At 57.5% G+C, this 16954-nt stretch carries 13 protein-coding genes and 2 pseudogenes; 8 read left to right on the top strand and 7 right to left on the bottom strand.

Annotated features, from left to right (window positions below):
* Positions 1–98 precede the first annotated feature (98 nt).
* Positions 99–1475: an FAD-binding oxidoreductase gene (locus JHX88_RS03595; protein ID WP_076527467.1), complete on the bottom strand. Its 1377-nt coding sequence runs from the start codon at positions 1473–1475 to the stop codon at positions 99–101.
* A 179-nt stretch (positions 1476–1654) separates the two neighbouring features.
* On the opposite strand from JHX88_RS03595, the gene JHX88_RS03590 reads away from it, so the two are divergent.
* The 5 genes from JHX88_RS03590 to JHX88_RS03570 all read left to right on the top strand — a co-directional run bounded on the left by JHX88_RS03590 (position 1655) and on the right by JHX88_RS03570 (position 7979).
* Entirely contained in the window at positions 1655–2668 is a 1014-nt protein-coding gene (locus tag JHX88_RS03590) for a TRAP transporter substrate-binding protein (protein WP_076527466.1), read from the top strand.
* Between the two features lie 185 nt (positions 2669–2853).
* The gene (locus tag JHX88_RS03585; RefSeq protein ID WP_076527465.1) at positions 2854–3603 is read left to right on the top strand and encodes a FadR/GntR family transcriptional regulator; all 750 of its coding nucleotides are present in this window, start codon (positions 2854–2856) and stop codon (positions 3601–3603) included.
* 158 nt (positions 3604–3761) lie between these two features.
* On the top strand, positions 3762–4592 hold the full coding sequence (locus tag JHX88_RS03580; RefSeq protein WP_141225897.1) for a TRAP transporter small permease subunit: 831 nt from the start codon (positions 3762–3764) through the stop codon (positions 4590–4592).
* A complete protein-coding gene (locus tag JHX88_RS03575) occupies positions 4585–6174 on the top strand; it encodes a TRAP transporter large permease (RefSeq protein ID WP_076527464.1) in 1590 nt (529 codons plus the stop codon). The genes JHX88_RS03580 and JHX88_RS03575 overlap by 8 nt, the downstream gene beginning before the upstream one ends.
* Before the next feature lie 89 nt (positions 6175–6263).
* Positions 6264–7979 (top strand): IlvD/Edd family dehydratase, encoded by a 1716-nt coding sequence (locus tag JHX88_RS03570; RefSeq protein WP_076527463.1) that lies wholly within the window; start codon positions 6264–6266, stop codon positions 7977–7979.
* 433 nt (positions 7980–8412) lie between these two features.
* Here JHX88_RS03570 and JHX88_RS03565 read toward each other — a convergent pair.
* Positions 8413–8586, bottom strand: a pseudogene (locus JHX88_RS03565) (IS630-like element ISSpo6 family transposase); the annotation flags it as partial.
* A gap of 28 nt (positions 8587–8614) precedes the next feature.
* Between JHX88_RS03565 and JHX88_RS03560 the strand changes: the two are divergent.
* A pseudogene (locus JHX88_RS03560) lies at positions 8615–8802 on the top strand (IS5/IS1182 family transposase); the annotation flags it as partial.
* On the opposite strand, the gene JHX88_RS03555 reads toward JHX88_RS03560, so the two are convergent.
* Genes JHX88_RS03555 through cyoA form a run of 5 tightly spaced genes read right to left on the bottom strand, consistent with a single transcriptional unit; the run spans position 8797 to position 13977 of the window.
* The gene (locus tag JHX88_RS03555; RefSeq protein ID WP_272848178.1) at positions 8797–9453 is read right to left on the bottom strand and encodes an SURF1 family protein; all 657 of its coding nucleotides are present in this window, start codon (positions 9451–9453) and stop codon (positions 8797–8799) included. The pseudogene JHX88_RS03560 and the gene JHX88_RS03555 overlap by 6 nt on opposite strands.
* 50 nt (positions 9454–9503) lie before the next feature.
* Positions 9504–9872 carry a cytochrome o ubiquinol oxidase subunit IV gene (cyoD, locus tag JHX88_RS03550; RefSeq protein ID WP_076527461.1) on the bottom strand — a complete coding sequence of 123 codons (369 nt, stop codon included), beginning with the start codon at positions 9870–9872 and terminating at the stop codon, positions 9504–9506.
* Positions 9872–10477, bottom strand: a complete 606-nt coding sequence (cyoC, locus tag JHX88_RS03545; RefSeq protein ID WP_076527460.1) for a cytochrome o ubiquinol oxidase subunit III — start codon at positions 10475–10477, stop codon at positions 9872–9874. Before cyoC ends, cyoD begins: the two co-directional genes overlap by 1 nt.
* Before the next feature lie 13 nt (positions 10478–10490).
* Positions 10491–12485, bottom strand: coding sequence for a cytochrome o ubiquinol oxidase subunit I (cyoB, locus tag JHX88_RS03540; protein WP_076527459.1), 1995 nt, complete (start codon positions 12483–12485; stop codon positions 10491–10493).
* 13 nt (positions 12486–12498) lie between these two features.
* Entirely contained in the window at positions 12499–13977 is a 1479-nt protein-coding gene (gene cyoA, locus JHX88_RS03535) for a ubiquinol oxidase subunit II (protein WP_272848177.1), read from the bottom strand.
* Between cyoA and JHX88_RS03530 the strand changes: the two genes are divergently transcribed.
* Together JHX88_RS03530 and aptA are read left to right on the top strand one after the other, a co-directional pair.
* Positions 13968–15221 carry an MFS transporter gene (locus tag JHX88_RS03530; protein ID WP_272848176.1) on the top strand — a complete coding sequence of 418 codons (1254 nt, stop codon included), beginning with the start codon at positions 13968–13970 and terminating at the stop codon, positions 15219–15221. The two genes, cyoA and JHX88_RS03530, sit on opposite strands and share 10 nt — an antisense overlap.
* 130 nt (positions 15222–15351) lie before the next feature.
* Positions 15352–16662: an omega-aminotransferase AptA gene (gene aptA / locus JHX88_RS03525; RefSeq protein ID WP_141225895.1), complete on the top strand. Its 1311-nt coding sequence runs from the start codon at positions 15352–15354 to the stop codon at positions 16660–16662.
* The last annotated feature ends 292 nt before the right edge of the window (positions 16663–16954 follow it).

Below are 16954 nucleotides of genomic sequence, written 5' to 3'. Positions count from 1 at the left end.
CCGTGTCACCTTCTTCCATCATGAGGCTTTCACCCGGATCGAAACACCGGAACGCATTTTAAAGAGCCCCAGAATCCCCAAACCCACAGCACACGCCGTCACGCCGGAAATATCTTGCCTGGGTTCAAGATCCCTTTGGGATCCATCGCGCTCTTCAGAACCTGCATGGTGTCCAGAGCATCTCCGTGCTGCTCACGCATGAGGTTTACCTTGCCCATTCCAACCCCGTGCTCACCCGAGATCGTTCCGTCCATCCGGATAGCAATCCGTGCCAGATCGTCACTGAACGCTTTGGCGCGGGCTCGTTCCTCGAGATTGCCGGCTTCAATGACGATACCGCAATGGAAGTTGCCGTCGCCGGCGTGACCGATCACGCACATGGTCATGCCGTATTTTTCGCCCAGCTCATAGGCAGCGGCCACCGCATCCGACAGTTTCGAGATCGGTACGCAGATATCGGTGGAATACTGATCGATCGGACCCGCGCGCAGCATGCGCTCGGCATATTGCGAGTTATGGCGCATCGTCCACAAGCGGTTGCGCTCCTCAGACCGTTTCGACCAGGTAAAATCCATCCCGCCGAACTCTTCGACGACCAAGCCGAACGCCTCGGATTGATCTTTCACGGATCGTTCCGAACCATGAAACTCTACCATGAGATGGGGCGCCTCGGGCATGTTCGTATCGGCATAGAGGTTGAAAGCATGCACGCTCTTTTCGTCCAAGAGCTCGATCCGCGCGATCGGCATGCCAAGCTGAATGGTCATGATCACGGCATTCACTGCATCCTCGACCGAGGGCATGCGGCAGATCGCGGCGGCCTGCGCCTCGGGAATGCCGGAAAGCTGGACGGTAATCTCGGTGATGATACCCAAAGTACCTTCAGCGCCGATGAACAGGCTGGTGAGGTCGTACCCATTCGAGGATTTGCGTGCACGGCTGCCCGTCCGGATCACGCGGCCGTCAGCCCGGACCACTTCGAGCGCGAGCACAACATCCCGCATTGTTCCATAGCGAACGGCCGTAGTACCCGAGGCGCGAGTGGAGGCCATCCCGCCGATCGTTGCGTTGGCACCGGGATCGACAGGGAAGAACAAGCCGCTGGTGCGCAACTCGGCATTCAGCTGCTCGCGGGTTACGCCGGGCTGCACAACCGCATCAAGATCGCTCTCGTGGACCGCGACGATCTTGTTCATATTGGTCATGTCCAGAGCCAACCCACCATGTACGGCAAGATGCTGTCCCTCAATCGCCGAACGGGCGCCCTGAGCTGTCACGGGCACGTTCAAGCGGTGACATAGGTGCATGATGCGGGAAACTTCGTCAGTGGTCCGCGGGAAAGCCACAAAATCCGGTAACGCTTGCGGATACCAGGATTCGTTCTCTCCATGCTGTGCGCGAAGAGCCTCGGAATCCTGCACCCGTTCACCAAGGATGACACGCAACTCCTGCATGACTCCGCCGTGATCTATCATCCCTGACCCTCCGTTAGCACGAGCTTGAGCCGAGCGCGGAGGCCGTACGGAATATCCGGCGGGATCGTGGCATTCGACTTGCTCATTTCGATTTTCTCTTGACAGATAGATATTGTCAGGCAATCTGTCAATCAGGCTATTTGTAAAAAGCAGCATCAGTTGACCAACAGGAGAGCAACATGAAGATCACCCAGACAGCGCTGTTCACAAGCGCTCTTGCCCTCATGGCAAGCGCCTCGGCGGCTCAACAAACCACCCTCCGGATCCAGACTCAGTTGACGCCGGAAACGCCCTCTGGACAGATGGTCCAGGCCTTTGTCGAGAATGTGGAAGCCATGTCGAACGGCGAAATCGCCATAGAGCTGTTCATGTCCTCCTCCGTGGTCGATTCGGGGGATACGTTCGATGCGGCTGTAAATGGCATCATCGACTGCGACATGACCAACGCCACCTATGTCACCGGCAAAAACGCGGCGTTCCAGTTCGCCGCCGACACCATGGGCGGCTACGACACGCCGATGCAGTTCCAGGCATGGATCCACGAGGGCGGCGGCGCAGAAGCAATGACGGAGCTCTATGGCCAATACGGGATGACTTGGATCGGCACTTTCATCGGCTCACAGGAAAGTCTTGTCTCCACCACGCCGATCCGCGGCGTCGAGGATTTGAAAGGCTGGAAATTCCGGTCTCCCCCAGGCATGGAATCGGAAATCTTCTCCAAACTCGGCGCCTCCGCCGTAGTAATGGATTACAGCGAGGTCTTCACTGCGCTCGAAACCAATATCATCGACGGCGCTGATTCATCGTCTCTGTCAGACAATGCCGGTGTCGGGCTCTACGATATCGGAAAATATGGCACCTATCCCGGCTTTCATTCGATGGCCGCGGATCATTTGGCGTGCAACTCGACTGTCTGGGAAGGGCTTCCGGAGCACCACAAGACAATCATCAAGATTGCCGTCGACAAACTCTCTCATGACGTCGTAACCCGCATGTTCGTCGACAACAACCGAACGGCAACCGAGCTGCGCGCCAAAGGGGTGGAGCTTTCCGACTGGTCAGACGCGGATCGGGCGAAATTCCGAGAGGCCGCCGTGGCGACTTGGGATGAGTGGGCCTCGAAGACCCCGGAAACCGCCACGATGGTGGAAAGCCACAAGTCCTTTCTGACCTCGATCGGCTTTTTCGAGTGAATGACCTATGGCGCCCCGAGCTTTTCTCCGGGTCGCCAGCGGGTGTCTCAACGGCGGAGAGGACAGCAATTCGAGGTTAGTGTCGATATCTCATCGGCCGGCCGCTTGTATGGTTCCTCCTGACGTCTATTAATTATCGAGGACCAAGCGTCAGTACCGCTACGCGCATTAAACCGGAGATTTCAATGTTCCGCCCAGTTGTTCAGAAACCCCGATACAGGATTGCCGCGGATCAGATTGCGGAACAGATCCGCTCGGGAGCGCTTGCGCCAGGAACGAAAGTTCCGCCGGATCGCGAGTTGGTCGAGCAACTCGGCGTCAGCCGTGCGACCGTGCGTGAAGCACTGATCGCCCTCGAGATCCAAGGATATGTCGAAACCCGCTTCGGTGCTGGCTCCTATGTCGTTGAGCATCTCCCGGAATACGTCCTTGCGAGCGACGAGCTTCCGGAATTCTTCGATCTGGTCGAGGCCCGCCTTCACGTGGAAGGTACGATAGCCTCGCTGGCGGCGAAAAGCTGTGATGCTTCGACAACCCAGAGGTTGCGCGAACTGATCCGCAAAATGGTGGCCGAGAGTACACCATTCGAAGAGATAGAGGCCGCCGACCGTGACTTTCACCTGACCATTGCCAAGTCGACCGGCAACCTCGTGCTGGTTCAGATGATGAGAGATATCTGGGATATGCGCAGCAAGTATCCGGAATGGACGCGTCAGAACAATCTCTTCGGGCCCGATAATGACCGCTCTTATTACGAGGACGAGCATCTTGCGATCGTCGAGCCTCTGGAGGCGGGAGAGCCGGAGGCCGCCAAGCGTGCCATGCAGATTCATTGCCTGGGCTTTGCCCAGCACGGACGGTTGATGACGGAAAGCTCCGGCAGTCGGAGCAAGGAGAGACTACTGAGCGAATTCGAAATGACTCAGGGCGATTGACGCTAGTAAACTGCGGACAGTTGCAGTTCGGCGCCTGCGCAACAACATGCCGGCCACGACACGTATCGCCACCGTGATGCGACAACTCGGTTCCAAGTGATTGCCCGGATGGCTGGGGAATCTGTGCAATTCCGTTCCCAGTCGACAACAGGGGAGCCGTGAAGGTCGAACAGGAAGCAACAGGGAAAGATTCCATGAGCAAAAAGATATCTCCGAAAGACGCGGCTTGGCCGGTCGTCTTTCTGTCGTCCTTGTCGGTCGCCATCTGGAAAATGCCCGCCCTTCTCTCCGCTATCCGCGATGGAGCCGAAAGTAGTGCCACCATCTCAGCCCTGACGGCGTCAGTAGCGCTGATCTTTCTTCTGGTTTCGATCGTCATCGGTACAATAACGGTTCGCCCGATCTTCGATGAAATCCCTCCGCAGAATATCTTTGATCGCTTCTCAATGTTCATCAGCCGCCCGTCGCTTCTGCTGATCGTCGTGCTTGTGGCCGTGATGATTTACGAGGTGATCCTGCGCTACGCCTTCGGTGCCCCGACCATCTGGGCAAACGAGATGACGGTCTGGCTGGCCGCCGCGATCTTCCTCCTGTCTGGGCCATATGTCCAACAACAGCGGGCCCATATCAGCGTCGACATAGTGCACCAGGCCGTGCCACGTTGGCTAAGTCGATGTTTCGACATCGTTTCAACTGCTCTGCTTGTCCTGTTTGCCGTGGCCATTGTCTGGGGCGGGTATGCCGAGGCCATGGGAAAATTCGTAAACTGGGAAACTTTGGGGACGATTTTCGATCCACCGGTCCCGGCAACGCTGAAGCCGTTAATACTTGTCATGGTTGTCGTCACCGCGATCCAGGGTATCGCCAATCTCGTTTCCGACTGGAACAAGGTTGTAAACCACGACGCTGTCGATCCAAGCGAAATCGAGGGAATCAAGGCGAGTCTCGCCAAGTATGGCATGGCCGAGAAAGGCCAATCACATGTTTGATGTCCAGACCATCTCGATCATTACCTTCGTAGCTATCTTTGTCCTTCTCGTAATCGGTATGCCGCTGGCATTTTCTTCATCCATTCTCGCGGTGGCAGTCCTGCTGATGAAATTCGGTCCGGAGCTATTGTTCGGAACTTTCGGGCAAGGCCCCCTGAATATCCTTGCGCAGCGCATCAGCGGCATGATCACGGACTACGTCCTGATCTCCATCCCGCTGTTCATCTTCATGGCGAACCTGCTCGAACGCTCCGGGATCGCGGCAGAGATGTATGACTCGATGAACAACTGGCTGAGCCGCAGCCGGGGCGGAATTGCGGTGGTAACTTCGGTCATGGCCGTCCTGATGGCCGCGATGTCGGGGATCATCGGCGGCGAAGTGGTTCTGCTCGGGCTGATTGCCCTGCCGCAGATGCTGCGCCTCGGATACAATCAGAACCTCGCAATCGGAACGATCTGCGCCTCGGGTTCGCTCGGCACAATGATCCCGCCATCGATCGTACTGATCATGTACGGCATGGTTACCGAAACCTCGATCACGGCTCTGTTCACCGCCTCCTTCATCCCGGGCCTGATGCTGGCGAGCCTGTTCATCGTCTATATCATCATTCGCACCAGGCTGCGCCCGGATGAAGCTCCGCTCGCCGCACCCGACCCGTCGGCTCCGGCAGGTCGACAAAAGGCTGCGCTGTTTCTGACATTTCTTACCCTGCTAGCCACGGGCGTTACGGCGCTTCTGGTCCTACATGCCCTTTGGCAGTTCGCTTTCGGGGTTGCAGCTGTGCAAGAAGGCGCCGACACCAAGTCCGGACTGCACTGGCTGGTCACCCTCGCAGCGGTGTTGCTGGTCGAAATTCTGCTTCTCTTCGGCCTGTTCGGCCAGGATCGCATGCGTCTGAGCTGGCATATGGGGAAGGGCCTTGTCGCCCCACTGGTGGTGATCGGAGTCGTACTCGGATCCATTTATGGCGGGGTCACAGGCATTACCGAGGCAGCCGCCATGGGCGTCATGGCCGTCATGATCTTCACGATCCAGCGTAGAGAAATGAGCTTCTCCATGCTTGTCGAGACATTGTTGCGCTCGCTGAAAGCGACTGGAAACATAATGTGGGTCACCATCGGTGCAACTGCTCTAGCCGGAGCTTACACCATCGCCGGCGGTCCCACCTATATCGCCAACGCGATCACCGGAACCGAGATCTCGCCGATGGTCATCATTCTCATGATGATGCTGATCTGCCTGCTGCTCGGCGCGGTGATGGACTGGGTCGGGATCGTATTGCTTATCATGCCAGTTTTCCTACCAATCGTAAACAAGCTGCCTGTTGAAGACCTGGGTATCATCGGCAGCCTGAACCCGGCTCACGTGGGGATCTGGTTCGGAGTGTTGTTCTGCATGAACATGCAGGTCAGCTTTTTGTCTCCACCTTTCGGCCCCGCTGCTTTCTATCTGAAATCCGTGGCCCCGCCGCACATTTCGCTCACCGATATATTCAGGGGTTTCCTGCCGTTCATTGCGCTGCAACTCATCGCATTGAGCGTATTGCTGGTGTGGCCCCCAATCGTATCCCTGCTCCTGTAACCGGTCGCGCCCAGCCTGCCGCATGAAAAGCCCCATGGGTATTGGTGACCGCCAGCGATCCACACTCACGAATATGAGAGATTTCGATTATGCCAGACGACAAGAAGAACCGTAGCCAGGACTGGTATGGACCGGTCAACAAGGACGGATTCATTCACCGCTCCTCCATGAAGGCTCTGGGGCTTCCGGATCACGTTTTCGATGGTCGACCCGTGATCGGCATCTGCAATACCTGGTCCGAATTCAACCCATGCAATTCCGGCCTGCGCACCCTTGCGGAAGGCGTAAAGCGCGGGGTCTGGGAGGCCGGGGGGCTGCCCGTGGAATTTCCGGTCAGCTCGCTTGGAGAAGACCAAGTTCGGCCAACTACTATGTTGTTTCGCAACCTGCTCGCGATGGATGTCGAGGAGGCTATTCGCGCCCACCCTATGGATGGCGTCGTGCTGATGGGCGGGTGCGACAAGACCACGCCAGGTCAGCTCATGGGCGCCGCAAGCGTCGATCTTCCGACTATCGTGGTATCTGCAGGACCGTCACTCAGCGGACGATACCGTGGCAAGACACTTGGCTCGGGAACTGATGTGTGGCGCCTGTCTGAAGACGTGCGTGCGGGCACAATGAGTGTAAAGGACTTCATGGCAGCCGAGGCAGACATCAACCGCTCGATTGGCGTTTGCAACACAATGGGAACCGCGTCGACCATGGCGTCACTGATCGAGACGATGGGTCTCAGTCTGCCAATGAACGCTTCGCTGCCTGCCGTGGATGCGCGGCGAATGGCGCTGGCGCACCTTAGTGGTATCCGCATCGTCGAGATGGTGAAGGAAGATATGACACTCTCCAGCATTCTCACTCGCAACAGTTTCGAGAATGCAATCCTCGCCAATGCAGCACTCGGCGGGTCCAGCAATGCGGTGGTGCATCTCCTTGCCTTGGCCAAGCGTGTTGGGGTGCCTCTGGATCTTTCAGATTTCGATCTGGGCGCCGAAGTGCCACTGCTGGTCGATTGCATGCCCTCGGGCAAATACCTGATGGAGGAATTCTGCTATGCAGGGGGTGTCCCCGCGGTGTTGAACTCCATAAGAGAAATGCTGCGCGATGCACCAACCATTCAAGGACGTTCGATCCGCGACACGGCCGCGGAGGCGGAATGCTACAATGACGACGTGATCCGCAGGCTTGACAACCCCGTGTTGGCCGCAGCCGGAATACGCGGCCTCAAGGGTAACCTCGCGCCGAACGGCGCCATTATCAAACCCTGCGCCGCAACCGAAAACCTGTTGCAGCACGAAGGTCCGGCCCTGGTCTTCAGTTCCATCGAGGACCTCCGCGCGAGGATCAACGACCCTGATCTGCCGGTCACCGCGGATAGCGTACTGGTGCTCCAAGGCTGTGGTCCGCAGGGATATCCTGGCATGGCCGAGGTCGGCAACTTACCCATCCCGGCACGACTGGTGAAGGCCGGGATACGCGACATGGTGAGAATTTCGGATGCGCGGATGTCCGGCACGGCCTTCGGAACAGTCGTCCTGCATGTGTCGCCCGAGTCATCCGTGGGGGGGCCTTTGGCCCTTGTTCAGACAGGCGACCTCATTCGTCTGGATACACAGGCGGGACGTCTGGACTTGCTGGTCGACGAGGCCGAACTCGAGGCACGCCGTGCCGATTGGACGGCGCCCACGAATCTTGCCGAGCGCGGCTATGTCCGCCTCTACCAGGATCACGTTCTTCAGGCCGATCAAGGAGCGGATCTCGATTTTCTTGTTGGATCCAGCGGGGCTACCGTTACCCGTGAATCCCATTGAATTGCATGTATGCTTGCTACCCCGTATGCGTAAGCTTCGTCTTACGGCGTTTTGATGAGCCGCAAGCCGACATGGTAATCAGCGAATTGAAACCGAATCTATAACTTTATCCTGGATGCTCGAGGCATTCTGCTGGTTTTCCGAACCCGTCCGAACCACAGTATAGATCCCTTCAAGCGCAAGTCTGAACGTCATGATGTCATCCTGCACACTGCTCCTCTGTGGTGCTGCCAATACCTCAGGAGGAAGTGGCGCTAAATCGAGGCAATGCGCGAATTTCACCAGCGGCGGCGCCTCTTTCCAGCTCACCAAGACGGAGGCTTCAAGGTCGAGGCCCTTCGGGAGTGAGAAACCCAGATCGTCAGCTTCGGCGTTAATCCATCTCCAAGATGCCTCAAGCTCAGCCGTAAGAGGAAATCAAAGCATTTTTCCTTTAACCTGCGACATATCCTGCGGCTCTGAAGAGGTTCCGGCATTCTTGGGGAGAGAACATGTCGCAAATCTCGGCGATGGCCTCGAACACCTGTGTGAGGCCGCGCGCGCCGATCCGTCTCAGATACGCTTTGAGCTTGGCAAAGGCCATTTCGATGGGGTTGAGATCGGGCGCAAGAACCTTCGTTTGTGCAACAACGCCCATCTCGGGGCGGAAGTGCCGAAAGCAAGCTGTGAAATACGACAAGCAACGATACAACCACCACAAACGCATCGAGATCATGTTCGGACGGTTGAAGGATTGGCGGCGGGTGGTAACCCTATATGACCGCTACCCCGAGACGTTTTGTCAACCATAGCGTTGGCCGCGACAATGATCTTCAGGCTATGAAACAGAACGAGTTCTGAGCCCAGCGGTAGCCAGCCCTGCTGCCAACGCGAACCATGTCAAGGCGTAGCCGAGATGTGTATTGCGAAATTTGACCACCGTTAATCCGCTGATGGGGAGCTCGTTTTGATCATTGCGTGCCACATCGATGAAATAAGGGGCAGTCTTGTCGAGGTCGCGCGAAAGGGCAAGCGCCTGAATATCGCGTGAATACCATCGGTCATTGGCGGGATCGTTGCTCCGCAGGAAAGCGCCGCCGGATTGGCTCATACGCAGCAACCCGGTGATCTGTTGTTGACCGGAGGGCAAGGGGCGATCGGATGCGGTGCTTCGGTCCTGCGGCACAAAGCCACGATTAATCCAGACAATCCACCCCTCGGGCATCTGCAGTGGAGACATGACCCAGTACCCCGCCCCGTACTCGGTGACAGCCTTCACCAAGACATCGGCCCCTCGCAAATAGCTGCCGGTCAGAGTGACGCGGCGGTATTCATCGGCCTGCGCGTTCAGTGCGGGCCAATCGGGTGGGGCGGGAGCCTTGACGACTGGCGCAGCGAGGCGTGCTTCTACTCGAGCAATCAAATCGGACTTCCAGCCGAAACGCTGGACCTGCCAGATGCCCAGCCCAGCCAACAGCGCGACAAACAGCAGCATCAGAAGTCCGGTCAGAACGATCCTCTTGCGATTGCGAGGTGCTGCGGATGTCACTGCAGACGCTCCGGCAGCAGGTCGTGGTTCATCTGAGGCATCATGTTTGTATTCAGATGGTGCATGACCCATAGCGAGCCAGCTATCATGATGAACACGATGATGATCGTGAACAGGGTTGAAAGCAGTGTCCAACCCTCTTCCGAGTGGCTGCTCATATGCAGAAAGTATACCATGTGGACCAGAACCTGCAGGATTGCGCAGCCCACCACCACGCCGACGGTCAGCAGGCGATTGTCGAATCCCCCGGCCATGACCAGCCCGAAAGGAACAGCGGTCAGGATCACCGAGAGCAGGAAGCCGGTGATATAGCTGCGATAGCTGCCGTGGTCTTGGCTGTCGTCGTGATGCATATGTGCCGACATCAGATCACCCCCAACAGATAAACAAGCGTGAAGACTCCGATCCAAATCACATCGAGGAAGTGCCAGAACAAGCTGAGGCATATCAGCCGCCGCCGATTTGCCGCGATCAGCCCGCGTTGCCACACCTGTACCATCAGCGTCACCAGCCAGATCGAACCAAAGGTGACATGCAGCCCATGCGTGCCGACCAGTGTGAAAAAGGCCGATAGAAAGGCTGAACGCTGCGGCCCCACACCCTCATGGATCATGTGACGGAATTCATAGAGTTCGATGCCCAGGAAACATAATCCGAAGATCAGCGTGATTCCCAGCCAACGCAGCGTCCCGGCCCGGTTGTCCTGCGCCATGGCCAGCATCGCGAAGCCATAAGTTATAGAGGAGAATAGCAACATCGCCGTGTTCAGTGCGACCAGCTCCAGATCGAACAGGTCCTTGGGAGCTGGCCCTGCGGCATAATTGCCATGTAGAACACCGAATGTCGCGAAGAGGACTGCGAACATCAGGCAATCGCTCATCAGATATATCCAGAATCCGATGCTGGTCGACGCGCCTTCCTCATGATGATGGGGTTCGGTTTGCCAGAAATCTTGGGTGGTCGTGCTCATCGATTCAGGCTCACTATGCTAGCTGACGCGAACGCGCGTCCTCGGTGCGGCGTACTTCGTCGGCGGGGATGTGATAATCGCGGTCGTAGTCGAACGTATGGGCAATGGCTGTCGCCACCAGTGCGGCAAAGGAGAGTGCAGCCAGCCACCAGATATACCAGACGAGTGCCATACCGCAGATAGTGGAGAGAGCCGCCAAGATCACTCCTGCGCCGGTTCCACGCGGCATGTGTATTGGCAGCCAGGGCGCGTCGGGGCGAGTAGCACCATGCGCCTTGATCTCGGCCCATGCATCCAGACCATGCACGACTGGTGTGAAAGCGAAGTTGTAGGGTGCGGGCGGTGAAGATGTCGCCCATTCCAGTGTTCGTCCGTCCCACGGATCCCCGGTCAGATCGCGGTTGCGATCTCGTCGCCAGATCGAGACGCCGAACTGGACGAACATGGCGGCAATGCCGCAGGCGATCAGGACTGCACCGAATCCTGCGATGACGAACCAGATCTGCAATCCGGGATCGTCGAAGACGCGCATGCGCCGGGTCACGCCCATCAGGCCGAGGATGTAAAGCGGCATGAAGGCGCCCCAGAAGCCGGTGATCCAAAACCAGAAGGACACCTTCCCCCAAAACACGTCCAGCTTGTAGCCGAAGGCCTTGGGCCACCAGAAATTAATCGCTGCGAAGATGCCGAACAGCACGCCGCCTATGATCACGTTATGGAAATGCGCCACCAGGAACAGGGAGTTGTGCAGCACGAAATCCGCTGGCGGAACGGCCAGCAGTACCCCGGTCATGCCGCCGACCACGAAGGTCAGCATGAAGGCAATGGTCCACATCAGTGGCAGCTCGAAGCGCAGCCGTCCCTGATACATGGTGAACAGCCAGTTGAAGATTTTCGCGCCTGTCGGGATCGAGATGATCATCGTGGTGATCCCGAAGAAGGAATTCACCGAGGCACCCGACCCCATGGTAAAGAAGTGGTGCAGCCAGACGACATAGCTGAGGATGGTGATGCAGACCGTCGCATAGACCATCGAGGTATAGCCGAACAGCTTCTTGCCCGAGAAGGTCGAGGTGACCTCGGAAAAAACTCCAAACAGCGGCAGGATGAGGATATAAACCTCGGGATGGCCCCAGATCCAGATGAGGTTGATATACATCATCGAATTACCGCCAAGGTCATTGGTGAAGAAATTCGTGCCGAGATAGCGGTCCAGCGTCAGCAGCACGAGGGTCGCGGTTAGCACCGGGAAAGAGGCGACAATCAGGATATTGGTGCAAAAGGATGTCCAGGTGAATACCGGCATCCGCATCATGGTCATGCCCGGCGCGCGCATCTTGAGGATCGTCACCAGCAGGTTGATCCCCGACAATGTCGTGCCAACGCCCGCGACCTGCAGGCCCCAGATATAGTAATCGACGCCGACCCACGGGCTGTAGGACAGCCCCGAAAGCGGCGGAAAGGCCAGCCAGCCGGTCTGCGCGAACTCTCCCACGAAAAGCGACGCCATCACGATCACCGCACCGCCCACGGTCATCCAGAACGAGAAATTGTTGAGGAAGGGAAAGGAGACGTCGCGCGCGCCGATTTGCAGGGGCACGATATAGTTCATCAACCCGGTGACGAATGGCATTGCCACGAAGAAGATCATGATCACGCCATGGGCGGTGAAAATCTGGTCGTAATGATGGGCGTTCAGGTAACCTTCGGAGCCGTTGAAGGCCATCGCCTGCTGCAGCCGCATCATGATGGCATCGGCAAAGCCGCGAACGAACATGATCAGGCCCAGAACCATATACATGATCCCGATCTTCTTGTGATCGACCGAGGTGAACCATTCGTGCCACAGATATCCCCAGAGCCGGTATCGGGTCAGAGCCGCGAGCACGGCGATGCCGCCAACCGCCACAACCACGAAGGTGGCAATCACGATAGGTTCCTTTGGAATGGCGTCCCAGTTCAGGCGGCCAAGCAGGAAGGTGGTCTCGACATTGGCAGGGATGGCCATCGCGAATATCCGTTCAAAGTTTCTGTTCTGGGGTGCCGGTGGTCCGGGCGTCGTGGATCACCGGCGCGTTCAACCGCTCGAAAATCCCGGTAGGCACGGGCAGGGCATGGCCACGCATCGGAGTTCGGTCGGCGCGCCTGGCCGGATCTTCATCGAGATCGGCCAACATCAATGCGGTGTCCTGCGGCGTACAGATGGACGAGACCATGAATGCTGCCTTGCCGAGAACCGGTTCGCCCGAACCGCGGCGAACATGCTTGTCATGGGTCAGGGCCTGAATATTGACGGTGCCTTCCAGCCCCAGCCCGCCCCGATCGTCGATGGCCATCATTTCTGCCATGCACATCTTGCCCGGCTCCACGCACAGATTCACCACGCGGTTGAACAATTCTGGATCGACCTCGGCGTAGCTGCGGGGCGCGACGTTCCGGCTAGGGGCCTCGAGCTCAAGATATTCTTCTCTGGTCAGCCTGCCGCCCGTCTCACGCACTTCCGTCAGCCAGTTTTCGAAACCGGCCTCATCCGTGGCGTGGGCCTTGAAGCGCATGCCCGAAAAGCCCCAGCCCGAATAATGCGAGGCAAACCCCTGATAGATGCCGGGATTGTTGAACACCCCGTGCAGCTTGGTTTCCATCCCCGGCATGGCATAGATCATTCCCGCCATCGCAGGGATATAGAAGGCATTCATCACCGAAGATGACGTCAGATTGAACTCAATCTCGCGATTCACAGGTACGGCCAATTCATTGACTGAAGCGACGCCCTGCTCTGGGTAGATGAACAGCCATTTCCAATCCAGCGCCACGACCTGAACCTTCAACGGCTGATGATCCTCGGCAATCACTTCGTCGGCGCTCAGCCGGTCCAGTGGGCGATAGGGGTCGAGCAAATGCGTGCCGACCCAGGTAAGCGCGCCCAGGCAAATGATGATCAAAAGCGGCGCAGCCCAGATCACCAGCTCGAACTTGGTCGAATGATCCCAATCAGGATTATAGGCGGCCTTTTTCGCTGCCCGGTATTTCCATGCGAAGAAGATGGTCAGGATCATGACTGGAATAATGATGATCAACATCAGGCCGGTTGCGGCCAGCAAAAGATCCTTCTGTCGTTCGGCAATGTCGCCTGCGGGGGAGAGGACGACGGCTTTACAGCCCGAGAGTAACGGGATGATGAGAGCTAGCGCAGCAAGCCGAACGGGTCCTGAAAATCTAGACATAGAAATCTGTGTCCTCTCGTGATGAGGGAAGCGGAACGCGATCGATCCGGTTTCTAGTTTGTACGATATCCATCCGGTATTGGACAATTTGACACATACAATTTGAGACAGTTTCTTGGCTAGGAATGGGTCAAACTGGGGTAAGGTCGGGATCATGATGACAGGATTTCCGCCGAGCGACGAAGGAGCCCACACGTATGAGCAATGCATCAATGTCCGAATCTGCTCATGATCCGTCGGATGGTGCGAGCGAATCGCAGCACGCAGTGTCGCCATCGGACATCGCCGTCGGCGTCATCATCGGACGGACGTCGGAGTTCTTTGATTTTTTCGTTTTTGCGATCGCTTCGGTCATTGTCTTCCCACTGAGATACTTCCCGTTTGAAGAGCCGCTGAGGGCAACACTATGGTCCTTCGCGATCTTTGCGCTCGCATTTCTTGCCCGCCCGTTGGGAACGGCGATTTTCACAGTAATCGATCGCGCCTATGGAAAGGGCGTCAAGTTGACCATTGCCCTGCTTTTGCTAGGGACTTCGACCGTGGCAATGGGGTTGGTGCCATCCTACGAAAGCATAGGCGCTGCGGCGATAGTGATCCTGTGCATCCTGCGAATCGGGCAGGGAGTGGCGCTTGGCGGTGCGTGGGACGGGCTGCCTGCCTTGCTGGCGGTAACCGCGCCGAAAGCCCGGAGGGGGTTCTATGCCATGGTGCCGCAGCTCGGTGCGCCGCTTGGCCTTATCGTGGCCAGCCTTCTGTTCGCTTATCTCGTCGCGCAACTCTCACAAGAGGATTTCATAGACTGGGGTTGGCGCTACCCGTTCTTCGTCGCATTCGCGATCAATGTGGTGGCCCTGTTCGCTCGCCTGCGAATCGTGGTGACACCCGAATACGAACAGATGTTCCATGCCCGCGAGTTGGAGCCCTCGACCCTGCGCGAGGCAATTGCCAATGACGGCATGACGATCCTCGTCGGCGCATTCGTGCCGCTGGCGACTTTCGCGTTGTTTCATATGGTCACTGTGTTTCCGCTGTCCTGGGTGTTTCTCTACACCGATGAGAGCCTGGCCGGCTTTCTGTTGATCGAATCCGTGGCGGCGGTTTTCGGTCTTGTCGCCATCTATTTCTCGGGAGTGCTGGCCGACCGCATGGGGCATCGCAAGTACCTGTTCCAGGGGGCCATCTATATCGCGGGTTTCAGCGTGGCCGCCCCGCTGCTGTTGTCGGGGCAGGAATTGGGCGAGGCGATCTACATGATCCTGGGCTTCGTTATTCTCGGGCTGAATTTCGGTCAATCCTCAGGCGCCGTCGCCTCGTTGTTCGAAAGGCGCCGCCGCTATACGGGATCGGCTATCGTCTCGGACCTCGCATGGCTGTTTGGAGCGGGCTTTGCGCCATTGGCTGCACTGGCATTGTCGGCATGGGGCGGGCTCGCCGCCTCGGGGCTTTACCTGCTGTCGGGGGCTGTTTGCACGTTTCTGGCCCTATGGTTGGCGCGCAAGCTGGAATTCGGAAAATCTTGATTTATCCTGCGTCATGACTGGCAAGAGGCGGTGCGATTTTCGCGCCGCCTATTAGTTTACAACAGATGGCACTTCATTTTCCATGCTGGCGGGGACAGAAAGAGGTCAGGACAAAGATAGGGAGGATTCGATGAATCCCAATACGCTCGAAAACTACTGGATGCCATTCACGGCGAACCGCGACTTCAAGGCCGATCCGCGTATGGTCGTGTCGGCCGAGGGAATGCATTACACTTCGGAGGATGGGCGCCAGATCATGGATGGTACGGCTGGCTTGTGGTGCGCCAATGCGGGGCATAGTCATCCGCTGATAGTCGAGGCGATCTCCAGTACCGCCAAGACGCTCGATTTCGCGCCCATGTTCAATTTCGGCCATCCCGAGGCATTCAGGCTGGCGGCCCAACTCGCCGCACTGTTCCCGGATCCGTTGAATCGCATTTTCTTCTCCAATTCCGGTTCCGAGGCGGTGGACACTGCGCTCAAGATCTCGCTGGCCTATCACAAGGCAAGGGGCAAGGCGGGCAAGATCCGTTTCATTGGACGTGAGCGGGGCTACCACGGGGTAGGTTTTGGCGGCATCTCGGTGGGGGGCATTGTGGCGAACCGCAAGCAGTTCAACACGCATCTGCCGGGCGTCGATCATATGCGCCACACCCATGATCCGGACCGAAACAGCTTTACCCGCGGTGCGGTTCCGCATGGTGCCGAACTGGCCGATGATCTGGAGCGTCTGGTCGGCCTGCACGGTGCGGAAACCATCGCCGCAGTGATCGTGGAGCCAGTCGCTGGTTCGACCGGTGTGTTGCCGCCCCCGCAGGGTTATCTTCAGCGCTTGCGCGAAATCGCGACAAAACACGACATCCTGCTGATCTTCGACGAGGTGATCACCGGATTCGGCCGCTTGGGTAAGGCGACTGCGTCAGAGTATTTTGGCGTGACACCGGATCTGATCACCTTCGCCAAGGGAGTGACCAGCGGCACAATACCCATGGGTGGCGTTGCAGCCTCGCAGTTCATCTATGATGCCGTGGTCGAGAATTCCGAAACGCCGATCGAGCTGTTCCACGGTTATACCTATTCGGCCCACCCGATTGCTACCGCGGCGGCACTGGCGTCGCTGCGCGCCTATACAGAAGAGGGGATGTTCGAGAATGCGGCAAACCTGGAGCAAGCTTGGGGCGACGCCTTCCACACGTTGAAAGATGCCACAAATGTCATCGATATCAGGACCATCGGACTAGTTGCCGGGATAGAGCTCTCCAGCCGTGATGGTGCCCCTGGGGCAAGAGCTTATGAGGTGATGAAGCGAGCCTGGGCCAAGGGTCTCATGGTTCGCGTGACCGGAGATATTATCGCGTTATCGCCGCCGCTGATCCTGTCAGAAGCCGATATCGGCTTCATGACAGATACGCTGCGCGAGGTGCTGGCCGAGACGGCTTGAACCTTGCGTCGCCGAATAACGATGTCGCGGCAATACGCCGCGACATCTCATCGGATGCAGTTGGATAATGGCAGAGCAGCACACCATTGCGCGCTCCAGACTGCATCTTCTCGGAAAGATGCAGTTGCTTCATGTGCTTGCAAAAAATTTTGCGGTCCCGGAAGGACTTGAACCCTCAACCTGCCGATTAGAAGTCAGGACTACAGTGCGCTGCAAAAACCAACTGTAAGATACTGATTATAATGCACCATGCTTTCCACGTCCGTTGCGAAACATGACATATGATTGCAGG

The organism is Paracoccus saliphilus (genome assembly GCF_028553805.1).
Lineage (GTDB): Bacteria > Pseudomonadota > Alphaproteobacteria > Rhodobacterales > Rhodobacteraceae > Paracoccus > Paracoccus saliphilus.
This window is presented reverse-complemented; position numbering and strand designations above follow the sequence as displayed.

Bases quoted from the DNA above. Each gene is read 5' to 3' on its own strand.
- JHX88_RS03570 (WP_076527463.1), top strand. From the start codon at position 6,264: ATGCCAGACGACAAGAAGAACCGTAGCCAGGACTGGTATGGACCGGTC.
- JHX88_RS03595 (WP_076527467.1), bottom strand. From the start codon at position 1,475: ATGATAGATCACGGCGGAGTCATGCAGGAGTTGCGTGTCATCCTTGGT.
- cyoC (WP_076527460.1), bottom strand. From the start codon at position 10,477: ATGAGCACGACCACCCAAGATTTCTGGCAAACCGAACCCCATCATCAT.
- cyoB (WP_076527459.1), bottom strand. From the start codon at position 12,485: ATGGCCATCCCTGCCAATGTCGAGACCACCTTCCTGCTTGGCCGCCTG.
- JHX88_RS03555 (WP_272848178.1), bottom strand. From the start codon at position 9,453: ATGCTGCTGTTTGTCGCGCTGTTGGCTGGGCTGGGCATCTGGCAGGTC.
- cyoD (WP_076527461.1), bottom strand. From the start codon at position 9,872: ATGTCGGCACATATGCATCACGACGACAGCCAAGACCACGGCAGCTAT.
- JHX88_RS03585 (WP_076527465.1), top strand. From the start codon at position 2,854: ATGTTCCGCCCAGTTGTTCAGAAACCCCGATACAGGATTGCCGCGGAT.
- aptA (WP_141225895.1), top strand. From the start codon at position 15,352: ATGAATCCCAATACGCTCGAAAACTACTGGATGCCATTCACGGCGAAC.
- JHX88_RS03575 (WP_076527464.1), top strand. From the start codon at position 4,585: ATGTTTGATGTCCAGACCATCTCGATCATTACCTTCGTAGCTATCTTT.
- JHX88_RS03590 (WP_076527466.1), top strand. From the start codon at position 1,655: ATGAAGATCACCCAGACAGCGCTGTTCACAAGCGCTCTTGCCCTCATG.
- cyoA (WP_272848177.1), bottom strand. From the start codon at position 13,977: ATGGCGACACTGCGTGCTGCGATTCGCTCGCACCATCCGACGGATCAT.